We start from the raw sequence: 13,988 nt of genomic DNA, 5'->3' as shown, positions 1-13,988 counted from the left end.
ATCCCGCGCCATTTTGTGTTTGGGAGGGCAGGATGACGATAAGGCGAATTTCCTCGGGCGGTCAATATGAGGCCAAAGTCGGCTATTGCCGGGCAGTGGTTGCAAACGGTTTTGTCTTTGTTGCCGGCACCTGCGCACAAGGCGAAATCATTCCCAAAGATATCGTCGGACAGTGCAAATCCGCGCTGCAGGCGATTGAAAAGGCCTTGGATGAGGCTGGATCAAATTTGGCGCATGTGGTTCGGGTAAACTACTACCTTCCGGACATGTCAGAATTTGAACTGTGCTGGCCCTTGCTGGTTGAGGCATTTGGTGAAAACCCGCCGGCGGCGACAGTGACCGAATGCAACCTGATCACGCCAGAGGACCGCATCGAGATTGAAGTGACCGCAGTTTTGCCGGATTGATGCGCAACGTTACCCTAGCACTGGACCTTGGCGGACCTTTGGTCCATATCTGCAGAGACAAAAATGCCGGAGGCAGCCGATGGGAATCCTGAACAGTCTTTTGCGCGCCGTGACCTGGTGGAACGGGGCCACCCTGAACACCCAGATTTACACCGCGCGCAAAGGCGTGAAAGTCGGTGAAGATAATGAAGGCAATATATTTTATCGTACCGCGGATGACAGCAGGCGTTGGGTGATCTTCAACGGCGAGGCCGAGGCCAGCAGGGTTGATCCCGATTGGCACGGTTGGTTGCACCGCACCTGGGACGAACCGCCAACCGACAAACCTCTGGCACATAAATCCTGGGAAAAACCGCACCAGGAAAACCTGACAGGAACCGCGCTTGCTTATGCACCGGCGGGGTCTTTGCGCCGCCCGGATCCGGTCGAGCGTTCGGATTATGAGGCCTGGAACCCGGAATAAGACGAGGCGAGCAATGTCATCTTACAAAGTTTCAGAAGTTTTGGTCGGAGGCGCCGTCCTGGCCGGGGCAATAGCGTTTGGCGTCTATGCGAGCCAGTCGACAGGCCTGTCCCAGGGCGGTTCTGGTTATGAGCTTAACGCCTCTTTCCGCTCGCTCGAAGGCGTCGGCGTCGGAACGGACGTGCGGCTTGCCGGGGTCAAAATCGGCACCGTGACAGGGGTGACCCTGAACCCGGAAACCTACCGGGCGGACACGACTTTTGCGATTTCTGATGGAATTCTGGTCCCCGATGACAGTGCTATCGTGATCTCATCCGAAGGGTTGCTGGGTGGTAACTTTGTAGAAGTCATGCCAGGCGGATCGCCCTTTAACTTTGAACCGGGCGATCAGGTCGAGGATACACAGGGCGCAGTCAGCCTGATTTCGCTTTTGGTTAAGTTCGTCGCCGGAGATGGCGGCGAATGAAGCGATATGCTCTGATCGCGGCAATACTGGCAGCCTCTGGGGTAGCGGCACAGCAAAAGGTTCAATCCGGACCGGGTGCAATGCTCAGAGGGCTGGATAAGGTCAATGGCCAGACCGTTGATGTCGAACTGCAAAACGGCCAATCCAAGACAGTCTTTGGGCTGGATGTCGCACTGGGTGATTGCCGCTATCCTGCAGATAACCCAACAGGGGACGCGTTTGCCTACCTGACCATTTGGGAACAAGGCGGAACGGATCAACTGTTTGACGGGTGGATGATTGCCACCTCGCCAGCCCTGAATGCGCTTGATCATTCGCGCTATGACGTCTGGGTGATCCGCTGTATCACGCCATCCGGCGATTGATCGAGATCAGCAGAGAAATCTGCTGCAATAGTCACTGCCTCTTCCAGCGCGTTCCGATACTGTGCCCGCGGCACCTCGATCGCGCCGAGCGAGGCGAGATGCGCGGTTAAAAACTGCGTATCGAACAATTTGAACCCGCAGGACCGCAATCGGTCGACCAGATATGCCAGTGCAATTTTTGAGGCATCCTTGCGTCGGGAAAACATGCTTTCGCCAAAGAAGGCAGCGCCAAGAGTAACGCCATAAACGCCCCCAACCAAATTCCGACCGTCCCAGATTTCCAGTGAATGGGCGTGACCGGATTGGTTCAGCTTATGGTAAAGGGTGCGAAGTTCCTGATTGATCCAGGTATCCGTGCGATCAGCGCAGCCATCAACAACGCCGGCAAAATCCCTGTTGATTGACACCGTGTACCCACAGTTCCGAATCCTGCGGGCCAAGCTGCGTGAGATGTGGAAACCGTCCAGAGGGAAGATGCCGCGAAACTTAGGATCAACCCAGAACAGGTCCGGATCATCGCGATGTTCAGCCATCGGGAAGATACCGATGGAATATCCATGGAGCAGTAATTCCGGGGAAAGGCTCATGCCAGGCGCCTCAGGGTCGGAAAGCGGTAGCCCTCCGACCCAGCAGAGTTAGTCGGCCATATTCTCCGCAAGCCAGTGCTCCAGCCAGTGGATGTTATAATCACCGCTTTGGACGTCACTTTCTTGCAGAAGTGCGTGGAACAAGGGAACCGTCGTGTCGATTCCGTCCACGATCAACTCTCCCAATGCGCGTTCCAGACGGGCCAGTGCTTCGGGTCGGTCGCGGCCCTGCACGATCAGTTTGGCGATCAGTGAGTCGTAGTAGGGCGGGATCGTGTACCCGTCATACAACGCTGAATCCATCCGCACACCCAGACCGCCCGGCGCATGGTAGGCCGAGATTTTTCCGGGGCAGGGCGAGAAGTTTGGCAATTTCTCGGCGTTGATCCGAACCTCGATGGCGTGACCATTGATTTTCAGATCATCCTGACCGAATGACATTGGCTGACCAGCGGCAACGCGGATTTGTTCGCGCACCAGATCTACGCCAAAGATGCCCTCAGTGACCGGGTGTTCGACCTGTAGGCGGGTGTTCATCTCGATGAAATAGAAGTCGCCATTTTCGTACAGAAATTCGATCGTACCTGCACCGATATAGTTGATCTTGGCAACCGCATCGGCACAGACCTTACCGATCCTTGCGCGTTCTTCGGGGGTGATGCAGGGGCCGGGTGCCTCTTCGAATACCTTTTGGTGGCGACGCTGCAGGGAACAGTCGCGCTCGCCCAGATGAACCGCTTGGCCCTTGCCATCGCCAAAGACCTGAATCTCGATGTGGCGCGGTGTGGTCAGGTATTTCTCAATATAGACCTCGTCATTACCAAATGCGGCTTTGCCTTCGGCGCGCGCGGTCATAAAGGCGCTTTCCATCTCATCCGCACTCATCGCGACTTTCATGCCGCGTCCGCCGCCACCGGCGGTGGCCTTGATGATGACAGGATAGCCGAATTCTTCACCGATCCGCTTGGCTGCGGCCAGATCCGGCACGCCACCATCTGAACCAGGCACACAGGGAACGCCCAAGGCTTTCATCGTGTCCTTGGCTGTGATCTTGTCCCCCATCACGCGGATATGCTCAGCGGTGGGGCCAATGAAGGTGATGTCGTGATCTTCGACGATCTGCACAAACTCGGCATTTTCAGACAAAAAGCCGTAGCCCGGGTGGATCGCCTGGGCGCCAGTGATCTCGCAGGCTGAGATGATCGCAGGCACCGACAGATAGCTTTGAGGGCTGGGCGGGGGGCCGATACAGACCGATTCGTCCGCCATGCGTACATGCATCGCGTCACTGTCTGCGGTTGAATGGACGGCGACTGTCTTAATCCCCATCTCGCGTGCGGCGCGGATGACGCGCAGGGCGATCTCGCCTCGGTTGGCAATCAGGATCTTGTCGAACATGGGGCCGCCTTACTCAACAATGACCAGAGGAGTGCCGAATTCCACAGCATCGCCATCACCCACCAAAATACGCTTGATAGTGCCGGATTTAGGCGCGTGGATGTGGTTCATGGTTTTCATCGCTTCGACGATCAGCAGCGTGTCGCCTTCGGAAACACTGGCACCGATGGAGATGAAGGACGGCGCACCCGGCTCGGGCTGCATGTACACGGTGCCGACCATGGGCGAAGTCACAGCGCCCGGATGGCTGGCTGGATCGTCACTTGCTGCGGGTGCTTCAGCTGCTGCTGGTGCGGCTGCCGGGGCTGCGGCTGGCGCGGCCGCCGGGACCGCAACCTGGACCGGAGCGGCGACGGGTGACATGCGGCTAACGCGTACGTTCAGGCTGTCATCTTCGCCATAATCACGCTTTACCTGCAACTCGGTCAGGTCGTTTTCCCGCAGCAGTTCGGCCAGTGCCTTGATAAACGCCACATCCGCTTCGTGTTTGGTATCTGTCATGAGTGTCCTCGACGGTTCCCCTTTGGCCCGTCTGTTTCGCGCGGGCTTTGGTCTGATTACGCAGCGTTATAAGCTAAGCGTACGGCCATGAAAAGCACAGTCTCGGCCTGTCAGATGGGGGTTTTGCTGAAGATTACCAGTGGTAAACAGCGTTACAGCGGCATTCCGGAGAGTTTCGCAACCAGTTCAGGCAGTTTACGTGCCCCGAATTTTTCAAGCAGCCGCGCACGGTAGGCTTCGATTGTACGATAGCTCAGGTTCAGTTCCGCACCGATTTCCTTGGCCGACAAGCCCTTGCAGGACAGAATGGCAACCTCGCGCTCACGGCTGGTTAGCTCGACCAAAGGGCGTTCCTCGGAAATATCCGAAAAACTCCAGATGCCATGGCGGAATGGATCTTCAGGCGTTAGCGAACGTCCGCGCGCGCGGCACCAGAATAAGTCGCTATCGCGGCGACGCATGACCCTCTCATCCGTGTAATATCCGGTGTCGCGCATGATTTGCAGGCTCCGTGCGCCGATACGTTCCCAATCTGCGACAGAAGGGTAGAGATGTAGCAGGGGCATGTTGCGGTAATCGGCCTCTTCACCGCCGAAAGTGCGTGCGAACTGCAGATTGCACCGGCGGATCACGCGGTTCTCCAACTCGACCAATCCGATCGGCGCATATTCAAAGGCTGGGTCGCTCATATGTCCATGGTGCAGGTGTTTTTCCGAAAATAGAAGGGGAAGGCCTGTGATTTTCGAAATATGCAAATGGGTTACACCGTGGTCCGGGTGTTTGGAACTGCGGGATGCGTTTGTGAAGAAAGTAAATTGCTCAAGAAAATTAATTGCTAAAGACTTATATTTAAATAATAGTTTTGAAAATGCTTCTGAGGTTGACCAAAGGAGCCAGCGGAAAAAGAGGAAAATTTTGCGGGACACGTTAACAGGCAGCCGTATTCGCGAAAGGCGGCAGATCGCAGGATTGCGTCAGGCCCAGCTTGCACGGCAGGTTGGAATCTCGGCATCCTATCTGAACCTGATCGAGCATAACCGCCGCAGGATCGGAGGAAAGCTGCTAGTGGATATCGCTGCGGCCCTGACCGTTGAGCCTTCGGTGCTAACCCAGGGGATCGAGGCGACGCTGATTTCTGCGCTGCGCGAGGCTGCGGCAGATGCTGTTGGCCAGAAAGCCGAAGTGGACGGGCTTGAGGAGTTCGCAAGTAGGTTTCCAGGGTGGGCGGGCGTTTTGGCGCAAATGCACAGCCGAGTGGTGTCGTTAGAGCGAACGATTGAAACCCTGTCGGATCGTTTGACGCACGATCCGCATCTGGCAGCATCCATGCACGAGGTCCTTTCGACAGCCGCCGCGATTCGTTCCACCGCTGCCATTCTTGCTGAAACGCAAGAGATTGAACCCGAGTGGCAAGACCGATTCCACCGGAACCTGCACCAGGATGCCGAACGGCTGGCCGATAGCTCCAAATCGCTGGTGGCCTATCTGGATGATTCCGAGGGGGCCGAGGATCGTCGCGGCGTCCCTCTGGAAGATGTCGAAGCATTTTTTGACAGGCATGATCACCATTTCCCGGAAATCGAAACCGGAGGGGGAAGCGCGGATGTTAATCTGAATGAGATTGATTCCTCTGCCGCGCGAAAAGTGGCGCGGGATATTCTGGACGTCTACGAATCCGACGCTCGGCTTTTGCCTCTGGATGCGCTCAAAGGGGCTTTGGATCGGGGAGTTACAGATCCTTTGCTTTTGGCAACAGAGTATTCAGTCGACATCGCCACCGTGCTGAGGCGGCTGGCCGCCTTGCCCAAAGGGTATTTGTCGCGCCCGACCGGGCTGGTGATATGTGATGCCTCAGGCAGCATTTTGTTCAGCAAATCGGTGCCCGGTTTTGCCATGCCCAGGTTCGGCGAGGCGTGTCCTCTGTGGCCGCTGTTTCAGGCGCTGAACCGGCCGCTGGTTCCGATCCGAAAACGGATCGTTCAGTTGGGGCGAACGGCCGCGGAATTCGATTGTTATGCCTATGCCTGGCCGCAATCCATTTCCGGCTATGATGATGCGCCGGTTTATCGTTCTGTCATGCTGGTTCGATCCGTCGAAGAAAGCCCTCAGGGCAGTCAGGCGGTTGCCCATGTTGGCCCAAGTTGCCGGGTCTGCCCCAATAAGGACTGTGAATCGCGCCGAGAGCCCTCGATTCTGAGCGAAGGTTTTTGACAGTTTCGTGACACTGCGCATAAGCTGTTTCGGACAGGTTGACAGTGGTGCAGCCCGTCTCGGGGAGGAATGAAATATATGAGCCGAAAGGTTCTGTTGATCGAGGATGAGCCGAACATTGCTGAAGCCATTCGGTTTTTGCTGACCCGCGAGGGATGGCAGGTTGAAACGCATGCTGAAGGGACGGATGCGCTGCTGGTGATTCAGGGCGCGAAGCCCGATCTTGTGATTCTGGATGTGATGCTGCCGGGCAAAAGCGGGATGGAGATTTTGCGCGACTTGCGCGAACTCGAAGAACTGCGAAATCTTCCGGTTCTGATGCTAACGGCTCGTGGCCAATCGAAAGATCGTGAGATGGCCGAGAATGCAGGGGTCAGCCGGTTCATGACAAAGCCGTTTTCCAATGCAGAAGTTCTGACCGCCGTCCGCGATTTGCACGCGCAGGCCTCGCGGTCATGAGCATGCAGGACGACCGCCAACCATCTGGTGCGCGGCCGTCGCTGTTTCTTGAGCGCCAAAGTTACCGCCGACGCAGGCTAACCGACGCCGCCCGTTTATTGCCTATATTGGGGGGCGCGCTGATTGCGATTCCGTTGCTGTGGCCGCGTGGGGGCGATGCAGCGGACGGAGTGCCGCTGTCTTCTGCGATTCTCTATATCTTCACATGCTGGGCGGTTTTGATCGTTGCCAGCGTTCTCTTTGGGTTCGCCGCAAGACGCATATCAACCGGCGATGATTCCGAGCCAGGTCAAGACTGATGGCAACGCTGAACGTGCTGATCCTGGTTTGTTTGGGCTATGTGGTGCTGTTGTTCAGCGTCGCATTTGCCGCCGACAGAATGGCCGCGGCGGGCAGGGGGGCGTGGCTGCGATCTCCGTTGATCTACACGCTGTCGCTGTCGATCTATTGTACCGCCTGGACCTTTTATGGCGCGGTAGGGAACGCCGCCCGGTCGGGGCTGGAGTTCGTAACGATCTATCTGGGACCCACGTTGGTCATGATCTGTTGGTGGTGGGGATTGCGCAAGCTGGTTCGGGTTGGCCGCAGCCAGAGGGTGACCTCAATCGCCGACCTGATTTCGTCTCGCTATGGCAAGTCGAACACTCTGGCGATTTGCGTCACAATTCTGGCCGTGTTGGGCGGGACGCCCTATATTGCGCTGCAACTTCAATCCATTACGCTGTCATTCTCAATCTTTGCCGAGGCCGACCCAAGCGGTCTTTACCGCGAAGGGTCCAGTGTGTTCTGGGTTGCGGCGGGGCTGGCAGTGTTCGCCATTCTGTTCGGTACCCGCAATCTGGATGCCAACGAACGCCATCATGGCGTTGTCACGGCCATCGCATTGGAATCTGTCGTTAAACTTTTTGCGCTGCTGGCCGTGGGCATTTTCGTTGTCTGGGGTATAGCCGGAGGAGTCGGTCCGATGATGGACCGCATCGATGCCTCTGAGATCGGGCAGTGGAATGTGAATGCCGGACGCTGGACCACGTTTATATTTTTATCGGCTGCGGCCTTTGTGTGTCTGCCGAGGATGTTTCAGGTGATGGTGGTGGAGAACGCCGATGAAGGGCATCTGAGGACAGCCGCATGGGCCTTCCCCCTGTATCTGCTGTTGATGAGTCTCTTTGTCGTGCCAATCGCGGTCGTAGGATTGGACCTTTTGCCCGAAGGATCGAATCCGGATCTGTTCGTGCTGACGGTGCCCCTGTCGCAGGGCAATGAATGGCTGGCGATGCTGTCCTTTATTGGCGGCTTTTCATCCGCCACATCGATGGTGATTGTCACGGCAATGGCCCTATCGACCATGGTGTCAAATCACGTCGTGATGCCGATCTGGTTTAGCCGGCAGGAGGGCGCTGGCGCCGTATCCGGTGATGTCCGCAATGTGGTTTTGCTGTCCCGGCGGATTTCAATCGCCGTGATCATGGTGCTTGGGTTCTCGTATTACCGCATTTCCGGCGGCGGGGCCGCGCTGGCCTCGATTGGTCTGGTGGCCTTTGCCGGGATTTCCCAGATTTTGCCTTCGCTGGTTGGCGGGCTGTTCTGGCGCGGGGCGACGCGAACAGGGGCTCTGATCGGACTGACGGTCGGGTTCTTGTTGTGGATCTACACGCTGTTGTTGCCCGGCATGGGCAGCGCGATTATGTCGGATAGTGTCCTGCAGAACGGACCGTTCGGATGGGGCTGGTTGCGCCCGCAGGCCTTGTTCGGGATCGACGGAATGGACCCGATGGTGCACGCTGTGTTGTGGTCGCTGTCGCTGAACACGCTGGCATTTTGCGCGGCCTCTTTGCTGAGTTTTCCAAGCCCGCTCGAACGTTTGCAGGGGGCGCAATTCGTCAACGTATTCGACCATTCGGTTGCGCTGCGCGGTTGGACCGGATCGGTAGCGCAAAGCGAAGACCTGATGATCATGACCCAGCGCATTTTGGGCGCAGGTCCGGCGCAAGAGTTCTTTCAGGCGCAGGCGGAACAGCAGGGTGGGCGTTCCAGCCTGCCCGAACCTACGCCTGGGTTTTTGGAGCGGTTGGAACGTGAACTCAGCGGCTCGGTCGGGGCGGCGACAGCGCATGCGATGATCGGGCAGATTGTTGGTGGTTCCTCCGTTTCGGTCGAGGATTTGCTCGCCGTGGCCGACGAATCCGCGCAGATGTTGGAATACTCCAGCCAACTGGAAGCGAAATCCGCTGAACTCAGCCGTACGGCGCGCCAACTGCGTGAGGCGAACACCAAGCTGACGCAAATTTCCGAACAGAAGGACGGGTTCCTCAGCCAAGTCAGCCACGAATTGCGAACCCCCATGACCTCGATCCGAGCATTTTCCGAGATCATGCGGGATACCGAAGGTCTGACCAGCGAAGAAAGAACGCGTTACGCTGCCATCATCCATGACGAGGCGCTTCGGTTGACACGGCTGCTGGATGACTTGCTGGACCTGAGCGTTCTGGAAAGTGGGCGAGTCAATTTGAACAAGAGCGGTGACACCCTGCGGTCGGTTTTGGATCGTGCTGTGTCCAGTGCCTTGGCTGGAACCAGCCAGAAACTAACCGTCCGGCGGTCGAAAACCTCCGAACGCGTTCTCCTGCATACGGATTTGGACCGTCTGGGGCAGGTGTTTATCAACCTGATTTCGAACGCTCAGAAATATTGTGATGCCAAAGAACCGGTTCTGACCATTTCCGCGCATGATGTCGGCGGACAAGTCGTCATTGATTTTGCTGATAACGGCACCGGCATTCCCCCGGATGCCCGGCAGATGGTTTTTGAGAAATTTGCCCGCGTCGGAGGCGACAAGGCAGGTGGTGCGGGGCTGGGATTAGCGATCTGCCGTGAGATTATGCAAAGACTGGGGGGCGATATCAGCTACTTGCCCGGCCATGGTGGGGCTGCGTTCCGGGTCAGGCTGCCACAGGCCTACCGACAGGCTGCGCAGTGACGGCTGTATAAACAGGTTGGTAACTATCGCCGGGTTAGACCTGAAAGAGAATGCAGGAACAATCAGCGGTTTTAGGCATGACGCAATCTGTCAGCGCGGCTCTGGCGCGCAAGCTTTCGATCAGTCAGGAGGAAAAGGGTGACAAGCCTCGCTCGATCCTACGTGCGCTGCGTCTGGCTTTTGCTCGCGCGGCAGAAGATCGTTTGCAGATGCCGTTGTCGGTAATCGGCGCCAAACAATCCTGTCGGCCACCAGGTGGGCTGACACAGTCTTTGGATGAGGAATGGATATTGCTGCTCTTTTCAGGCTCTGACAGCAGCTTGGCTGCGATCTGCATGGATATAGGGTTAGTGTCGGCTGTCGTGCAGGCTCAGACAATAGGCGAGGTGATGCCGGGAGCGCCTTCTGCGCGGGGGTTCACCGATACGGACGCGGCCATGGTGTCCCCTTGGATCGAAGAGGGGCTGTCCCGCGCGGCATCACTTGTCGAAACGGCGAGTGACCGCATGTGCCTGATCGGTTTTGAATATGCTTCGCGCCTTGCGGATCTGCGAACTTTGACCCTGGCGATGGTGGAAGAGGAATACCGAGTTTTTGAACTGACAGTCGAACTTGGCGGTGGGCTGAGACAAGGTCAGCTTTCAGTACTGTTGCCTATCCGACCGGCTGAAACGGCCGAGACGGAGGTGATTCATGATGAGCCAGAGGGCAGGCTTGATCAGGCATCGGGCGTGTTGAGAGCAGATTTGAATACGGTGGCCTGCCGGATGCCCTTGTCCCTGGCGACGCTGACAGAACTGGCGGTGGGGGATGTGTTGCCATTGATCGGGGCGCGGCTGGATCGTACCGAGATTGTGGCGATCGACCGCAGCCGGGCCGCGATCGGACGGCTCGGCCAATGCGGAGGACTGCGTGCGGTGCGCCTGAACGAAACCTACCAAACTCAGACATTTTCCCAGCCCGAAGCAAATGAGTTCCTTGAGGCGAGTTCAGCCAGTATACACGAAGAGGGGCCAACCGAACACGGGCAGGAAACAATGCCATTTTCCCGCGGCGCGCTGGGCCTAGAGGGGACAGAATTGAACCTCGAGAATTCGGAACACATGGTTGCCGAGATATCTCAACTGGCTGGTTTATCTGGGGATGAAAGCGCGCTGAAAGGCAGTTAGCAGACGGCTCAAGTCACTGATCTGCGTATTTCTTCCAAGGTTGGACGCAGGTTGTCCAACGCATAGCCTGCCTTGGTCGTCGCCTGAAGGATGTCTTCGGTGCTCATGCTTTCGCACTGCCCCAATGCCCAGATCACAGAACAACGCGTGCCCGATGCACAATATGCGAGAACCGGACCGGCACAGGATTCTGCCAGGTCACGTTGCAAGGAGACGTTTTCGGGCGTCATGGTCTGATGCGTCAGCTCTAGCACTTCGTATTCCAACCCGGCAGCACGCACGGCCTGTCCGATAGCATCTGACTGGAGATCCTCGGGAACTTCGCTGTTCGGCCGGTTGCAGATCACTTTGACAAAGCCTGCCTCGACAATAGTGGGAACATCCTCGACCGAAATTTGCGGCGAGACGGCATAGCGGGGGGTTATCGGTCGAATCTCCATGGCTACTGCTTAGGTCGCGTTTACGGTTCTGTCCAGTTTTGCACCTACGGCAGGAGCGGCATACATCCCTGCGAGCATGGAAATCATAAACACAACGCCTCCGGTTCCGCCATACGTAAGAGACGCGATGGCTGGACCGGGACACAGTCCCGCTAATCCCCATCCCATGCCAAACATGACCGATCCGATGATAAGGCGGCGATCCAGTTCATGCTGCACCATTGTCGGGAAATTCCCACCCGACAGCGGTTTGCGATCTGGAACCAGCCTCCATGCGATCATCATGGGCACAATGGCTCCCCCCATCACAAATGCGAGTGTCGGATCCCAGTTGCCGAAAATATCCAGCCACCCCTGCACCTTGGTTGTGTCAGTCATGCCGGAAATCAACAGGCCTGCTCCGAACAAAGAGCCCGAAAGAAGCGATATCAGATTGCGCATCAGATCAACCCCCAGACATGGCGAAACAAGGCCAGCGTCACTGCCCCGGCCGCAATGTAAAGGATCGTTGCCACGATCCCGCGCACCGAAAACCGGGAAATGCCGCACACCCCATGTCCAGAGGTGCACCCGTTGGCAATTCGTGTCCCGATACCGACAAGCAGCCCAGCCCCGATCACAACCGTCAAATTCGAGGTCAGGTTTGTCTGCGGCCCCGGCGACAAAAACAGGCTTAGCATCAACGGCGTCCCAATCATCCCAGCGAGGAAATACAGCCGCTCGGCCGAGCGGTCAGAGCGATCGACAAGCCCTCCCAGGATACCGCTCGCCCCCATTACACGACCGTTTCCAAGCAGGTAAACTGCTGCGCCAAGACCAATCAACAGGCCGCCTACCAGTCCCCATATCCATTCTGAATACACTGATTTGTTCCCCCAAGAAGTTCGGCTCTAGCCGTCTAAAGTTTGTTCACTGGTAGTTTCAGGAACACGTCGCCATTCTCATCCTCAGGCGGCATCTGACCCGCCCGCATATTGACTTGTAAAGAGGGCAGGATCAGCCGCGGCATGGCCAAAGTGGCATCGCGGGCGTCGCGCATTTCAACGAATTCCTCGATAGGTCGACCTTGCCCGATATGCACGTTCAAGGATTTTTGCTCTTCAACAGTTGTTTCCCACGCAAACTCGTCCCGCCCAGGAGCTTTGTAGTCATGCCCGACAAAGATGCGTGTCGCATCCGGCAGTGAAAGGATCCTCTGGATCGAGTTGTACAAATCTCCGGACGATCCGCCGGGAAAGTCGCATCGCGCAGTGCCAAAATCCGGCATGAACAGCGTGTCTCCGACAAATGCCGCGTCGCCGATGACATAGGTCATGCAGGCGGGCGTATGCCCGGGGGTGTGCAAGACGTCCCCTCTCATTTGACCGACATGAAATCCGTCGCCGTCGCGGAACAAGGCGTCGAACTGGCTACCATCGCGCTGAAACTCGGTACCCTCGTTGAAAATTTTCCCGAAAGTTTCCTGGATGGCGACGATTTGATCACCGATGCCAATCTTGCCTCCGAGTTTCTGCTGCAAATAGGGGGCTGCTGAAAGGTGGTCGGCATGGACATGGCTTTCCAGAATCCATTCGGTTCGCAACGAATTGGATTGGACATATCCGATGATCTCATCCGCAGATCGCGTATTGGTCCGGCCGGATGCGTGATCGAAATCCAGAACACTATCTATGATCGCGCAGGCATCACCTTCAGGATCCTGAACCAGATAAGACACCGTGAATGTCTCGGCGTCAAAAAATGCTTTCACTTTGGGCGTCATGGTTTCCTCCGCCGGTTAGGTCTTAGTCATATATTAATAACGGAATGTGAAGCAATCAACATTTGGTGATTTGATGCCGGTCAAGGCAGAAGCGGCAAAGTCGGGCTAAAATCCAGGCATCCTGCGAAAGCGCGCCGATGTTAGGGGGCGGTCGGGCGAATTTTCGCGCGATAGAATAACCGAGTGATGTAAGTCTTAAAACCGTTACTAAACTATAGGTAACTGATGACATTTGGGAGGATGGATATGCCGAGAATCGATTTGTATTCCGAAGCCGAACAACTTGAGAAGAAACTGAAGGGCGCCAGTGTTGATACCCGCCTTGCCCTTCAGCCCAGTGTCACAAAGGTCATCGAGAAGATGCGTCTGCAGGGTGTTGAGGTTCCTGCGCGCCTGCGTCGCCTGGATGCGGCCCTGTGCGAGGACGTTATGGAAGCGCGTTTCGACAATCTGCCGGTTTGATGGCCGCAGTCAACCGAACGAGATTCCAAGTATAACCAGCATAAGACCTATCACCGACAAAAAGAGCGCGCCCATGTTCCAGGGCAGCACCCGTTGAACAACGGCGCGCAGTTCATCGTCAGACAGGCCGGATTTGCGGGCTTTCATGACATGCAGAATGCACCAAACCAGCCCAGCCAGGCCGATAAGTGACAGGGCGGCACCGCCCCAAGTGATGAATTCGAACATCGTTTTCCATCTTTCAACGTCTGACCTGAGCGCTTAACTGATCGCGCTGGCCCGCACAAGCGAGACTGGTTTTTTGCATGCTTGCGGCTTGGC

General features: G+C 56.7%; 19 protein-coding genes. 10 read left to right on the top strand and 9 right to left on the bottom strand.

The features are described from left to right. Nucleotides 1-32 precede the first annotated feature (32 nt). The 4 genes from AC2FGB_RS15235 (at nucleotide 33) to AC2FGB_RS15220 (ending at nucleotide 1,701) form a co-directional block, all read left to right on the top strand. Complete coding sequence (locus AC2FGB_RS15235) at nucleotides 33-407, top strand: Rid family hydrolase (RefSeq protein ID WP_142638120.1); 375 nt, start codon at nucleotides 33-35, stop codon at nucleotides 405-407. 79 nt (nucleotides 408-486) lie between these two features. Further along, a complete protein-coding gene (locus AC2FGB_RS15230; protein WP_142638122.1) occupies nucleotides 487-870 on the top strand; it encodes an NADH:ubiquinone oxidoreductase subunit NDUFA12 in 384 nt (127 codons plus the stop codon). Between the two features lie 13 nt (nucleotides 871-883). Next, on the top strand, nucleotides 884-1,336 hold the full coding sequence (mlaD, locus tag AC2FGB_RS15225) for an outer membrane lipid asymmetry maintenance protein MlaD (RefSeq protein ID WP_496690137.1): 453 nt from the start codon (nucleotides 884-886) through the stop codon (nucleotides 1,334-1,336). After that, nucleotides 1,333-1,701 (top strand): DUF2155 domain-containing protein, encoded by a 369-nt coding sequence (locus AC2FGB_RS15220; protein ID WP_142638127.1) that lies wholly within the window; start codon nucleotides 1,333-1,335, stop codon nucleotides 1,699-1,701. Before mlaD ends, AC2FGB_RS15220 begins: the two co-directional genes overlap by 4 nt. Here the strand turns inward: AC2FGB_RS15220 and aat are convergent. From aat to AC2FGB_RS15200, 4 genes are all read right to left on the bottom strand, one after another. Continuing rightward, nucleotides 1,656-2,288, bottom strand: coding sequence for a leucyl/phenylalanyl-tRNA--protein transferase (gene aat, locus AC2FGB_RS15215; RefSeq protein ID WP_496694231.1), 633 nt, complete (start codon nucleotides 2,286-2,288; stop codon nucleotides 1,656-1,658). The two genes, AC2FGB_RS15220 and aat, sit on opposite strands and share 46 nt — an antisense overlap. A 48-nt stretch (nucleotides 2,289-2,336) precedes the next feature. Then, entirely contained in the window at nucleotides 2,337-3,686 is a 1,350-nt protein-coding gene (gene accC, locus AC2FGB_RS15210; protein ID WP_271950374.1) for an acetyl-CoA carboxylase biotin carboxylase subunit, read from the bottom strand. 9 nt (nucleotides 3,687-3,695) lie between these two features. Then, nucleotides 3,696-4,187 carry an acetyl-CoA carboxylase biotin carboxyl carrier protein gene (accB, locus tag AC2FGB_RS15205; protein WP_496690134.1) on the bottom strand — a complete coding sequence of 164 codons (492 nt, stop codon included), beginning with the start codon at nucleotides 4,185-4,187 and terminating at the stop codon, nucleotides 3,696-3,698. Nucleotides 4,188-4,339: 152 nt separating this feature from the next. Then, the gene (locus AC2FGB_RS15200) at nucleotides 4,340-4,876 is read right to left on the bottom strand and encodes a helix-turn-helix domain-containing protein (RefSeq protein WP_142638135.1); all 537 of its coding nucleotides are present in this window, start codon (nucleotides 4,874-4,876) and stop codon (nucleotides 4,340-4,342) included. Nucleotides 4,877-5,099: 223 nt separating this feature from the next. Here AC2FGB_RS15200 and AC2FGB_RS15195 point away from each other — a divergent pair, with 223 nt between their 5' ends. The 5 genes from AC2FGB_RS15195 (at nucleotide 5,100) to AC2FGB_RS15175 (ending at nucleotide 11,003) form a co-directional block, all read left to right on the top strand. Continuing rightward, nucleotides 5,100-6,398, top strand: a complete 1,299-nt coding sequence (locus AC2FGB_RS15195) for a helix-turn-helix domain-containing protein (RefSeq protein ID WP_281995802.1) — start codon at nucleotides 5,100-5,102, stop codon at nucleotides 6,396-6,398. 78 nt (nucleotides 6,399-6,476) lie between these two features. Beyond that, a complete protein-coding gene (locus AC2FGB_RS15190; RefSeq protein WP_142638139.1) occupies nucleotides 6,477-6,857 on the top strand; it encodes a response regulator transcription factor in 381 nt (126 codons plus the stop codon). Next, nucleotides 6,854-7,156, top strand: coding sequence for a hypothetical protein (locus AC2FGB_RS15185; protein ID WP_496690133.1), 303 nt, complete (start codon nucleotides 6,854-6,856; stop codon nucleotides 7,154-7,156). Before AC2FGB_RS15190 ends, AC2FGB_RS15185 begins: the two co-directional genes overlap by 4 nt. Then, complete coding sequence (locus tag AC2FGB_RS15180; RefSeq protein ID WP_496690132.1) at nucleotides 7,156-9,834, top strand: ATP-binding protein; 2,679 nt, start codon at nucleotides 7,156-7,158, stop codon at nucleotides 9,832-9,834. The genes AC2FGB_RS15185 and AC2FGB_RS15180 overlap by 1 nt, the downstream gene beginning before the upstream one ends. Nucleotides 9,835-9,884: 50 nt before the next feature. Then, a complete protein-coding gene (locus tag AC2FGB_RS15175; protein WP_496710134.1) occupies nucleotides 9,885-11,003 on the top strand; it encodes a FliM/FliN family flagellar motor C-terminal domain-containing protein in 1,119 nt (372 codons plus the stop codon). An 8-nt stretch (nucleotides 11,004-11,011) separates the two neighbouring features. Here the strand turns inward: AC2FGB_RS15175 and AC2FGB_RS15170 are convergent, their stop codons facing one another. The 4 genes from AC2FGB_RS15170 to AC2FGB_RS15155 are packed head-to-tail and all read right to left on the bottom strand — an operon-like array spanning nucleotide 11,012 to nucleotide 13,205. Beyond that, entirely contained in the window at nucleotides 11,012-11,443 is a 432-nt protein-coding gene (locus tag AC2FGB_RS15170; protein ID WP_142638147.1) for a protein tyrosine phosphatase family protein, read from the bottom strand. 9 nt (nucleotides 11,444-11,452) lie between these two features. Next, nucleotides 11,453-11,884, bottom strand: coding sequence for a DUF6691 family protein (locus tag AC2FGB_RS15165; RefSeq protein ID WP_496694229.1), 432 nt, complete (start codon nucleotides 11,882-11,884; stop codon nucleotides 11,453-11,455). Beyond that, entirely contained in the window at nucleotides 11,884-12,306 is a 423-nt protein-coding gene (locus tag AC2FGB_RS15160) for a YeeE/YedE family protein (protein WP_142638151.1), read from the bottom strand. Before AC2FGB_RS15160 ends, AC2FGB_RS15165 begins: the two co-directional genes overlap by 1 nt. A gap of 35 nt (nucleotides 12,307-12,341) precedes the next feature. After that, the gene (locus tag AC2FGB_RS15155) at nucleotides 12,342-13,205 is read right to left on the bottom strand and encodes an MBL fold metallo-hydrolase (protein ID WP_496690130.1); all 864 of its coding nucleotides are present in this window, start codon (nucleotides 13,203-13,205) and stop codon (nucleotides 12,342-12,344) included. A 246-nt stretch (nucleotides 13,206-13,451) separates the two neighbouring features. Here AC2FGB_RS15155 and AC2FGB_RS15150 point away from each other — a divergent pair, with 246 nt between their 5' ends. Continuing rightward, nucleotides 13,452-13,667, top strand: a complete 216-nt coding sequence (locus AC2FGB_RS15150) for a hypothetical protein (protein WP_142638155.1) — start codon at nucleotides 13,452-13,454, stop codon at nucleotides 13,665-13,667. Between the two features lie 9 nt (nucleotides 13,668-13,676). Here the strand turns inward: AC2FGB_RS15150 and AC2FGB_RS15145 are convergent, their stop codons facing one another. Further along, complete coding sequence (locus AC2FGB_RS15145; protein WP_142638212.1) at nucleotides 13,677-13,895, bottom strand: carboxymuconolactone decarboxylase family protein; 219 nt, start codon at nucleotides 13,893-13,895, stop codon at nucleotides 13,677-13,679. Nucleotides 13,896-13,988: the final 93 nt, after the last annotated feature.

The sequence above is a fragment of the Ruegeria sp. CDSC021 genome (genome assembly GCF_059610845.1).
This window is presented reverse-complemented; position numbering and strand designations above follow the sequence as displayed.

What these genes read in the sequence shown, in the direction of transcription:
- AC2FGB_RS15235 (WP_142638120.1), top strand. Translation starts at nt 33, where the DNA reads ATGACGATAAGGCGAATTTCCTCGGGCGGTCAATATGAGGCCAAAGTC.
- AC2FGB_RS15230 (WP_142638122.1), top strand. Translation starts at nt 487, where the DNA reads ATGGGAATCCTGAACAGTCTTTTGCGCGCCGTGACCTGGTGGAACGGG.
- mlaD (WP_496690137.1), top strand. Translation starts at nt 884, where the DNA reads ATGTCATCTTACAAAGTTTCAGAAGTTTTGGTCGGAGGCGCCGTCCTG.
- AC2FGB_RS15220 (WP_142638127.1), top strand. Translation starts at nt 1,333, where the DNA reads ATGAAGCGATATGCTCTGATCGCGGCAATACTGGCAGCCTCTGGGGTA.
- aat (WP_496694231.1), bottom strand. Translation starts at nt 2,288, where the DNA reads ATGAGCCTTTCCCCGGAATTACTGCTCCATGGATATTCCATCGGTATC.
- accC (WP_271950374.1), bottom strand. Translation starts at nt 3,686, where the DNA reads ATGTTCGACAAGATCCTGATTGCCAACCGAGGCGAGATCGCCCTGCGC.
- accB (WP_496690134.1), bottom strand. Translation starts at nt 4,187, where the DNA reads ATGACAGATACCAAACACGAAGCGGATGTGGCGTTTATCAAGGCACTG.
- AC2FGB_RS15200 (WP_142638135.1), bottom strand. Translation starts at nt 4,876, where the DNA reads ATGAGCGACCCAGCCTTTGAATATGCGCCGATCGGATTGGTCGAGTTG.
- AC2FGB_RS15190 (WP_142638139.1), top strand. Translation starts at nt 6,477, where the DNA reads ATGAGCCGAAAGGTTCTGTTGATCGAGGATGAGCCGAACATTGCTGAA.
- AC2FGB_RS15185 (WP_496690133.1), top strand. Translation starts at nt 6,854, where the DNA reads ATGAGCATGCAGGACGACCGCCAACCATCTGGTGCGCGGCCGTCGCTG.
- AC2FGB_RS15180 (WP_496690132.1), top strand. Translation starts at nt 7,156, where the DNA reads ATGGCAACGCTGAACGTGCTGATCCTGGTTTGTTTGGGCTATGTGGTG.
- AC2FGB_RS15175 (WP_496710134.1), top strand. Translation starts at nt 9,885, where the DNA reads ATGCAGGAACAATCAGCGGTTTTAGGCATGACGCAATCTGTCAGCGCG.
- AC2FGB_RS15170 (WP_142638147.1), bottom strand. Translation starts at nt 11,443, where the DNA reads ATGGAGATTCGACCGATAACCCCCCGCTATGCCGTCTCGCCGCAAATT.
- AC2FGB_RS15165 (WP_496694229.1), bottom strand. Translation starts at nt 11,884, where the DNA reads ATGCGCAATCTGATATCGCTTCTTTCGGGCTCTTTGTTCGGAGCAGGC.
- AC2FGB_RS15155 (WP_496690130.1), bottom strand. Translation starts at nt 13,205, where the DNA reads ATGACGCCCAAAGTGAAAGCATTTTTTGACGCCGAGACATTCACGGTG.
- AC2FGB_RS15150 (WP_142638155.1), top strand. Translation starts at nt 13,452, where the DNA reads ATGCCGAGAATCGATTTGTATTCCGAAGCCGAACAACTTGAGAAGAAA.
- AC2FGB_RS15145 (WP_142638212.1), bottom strand. Translation starts at nt 13,895, where the DNA reads ATGTTCGAATTCATCACTTGGGGCGGTGCCGCCCTGTCACTTATCGGC.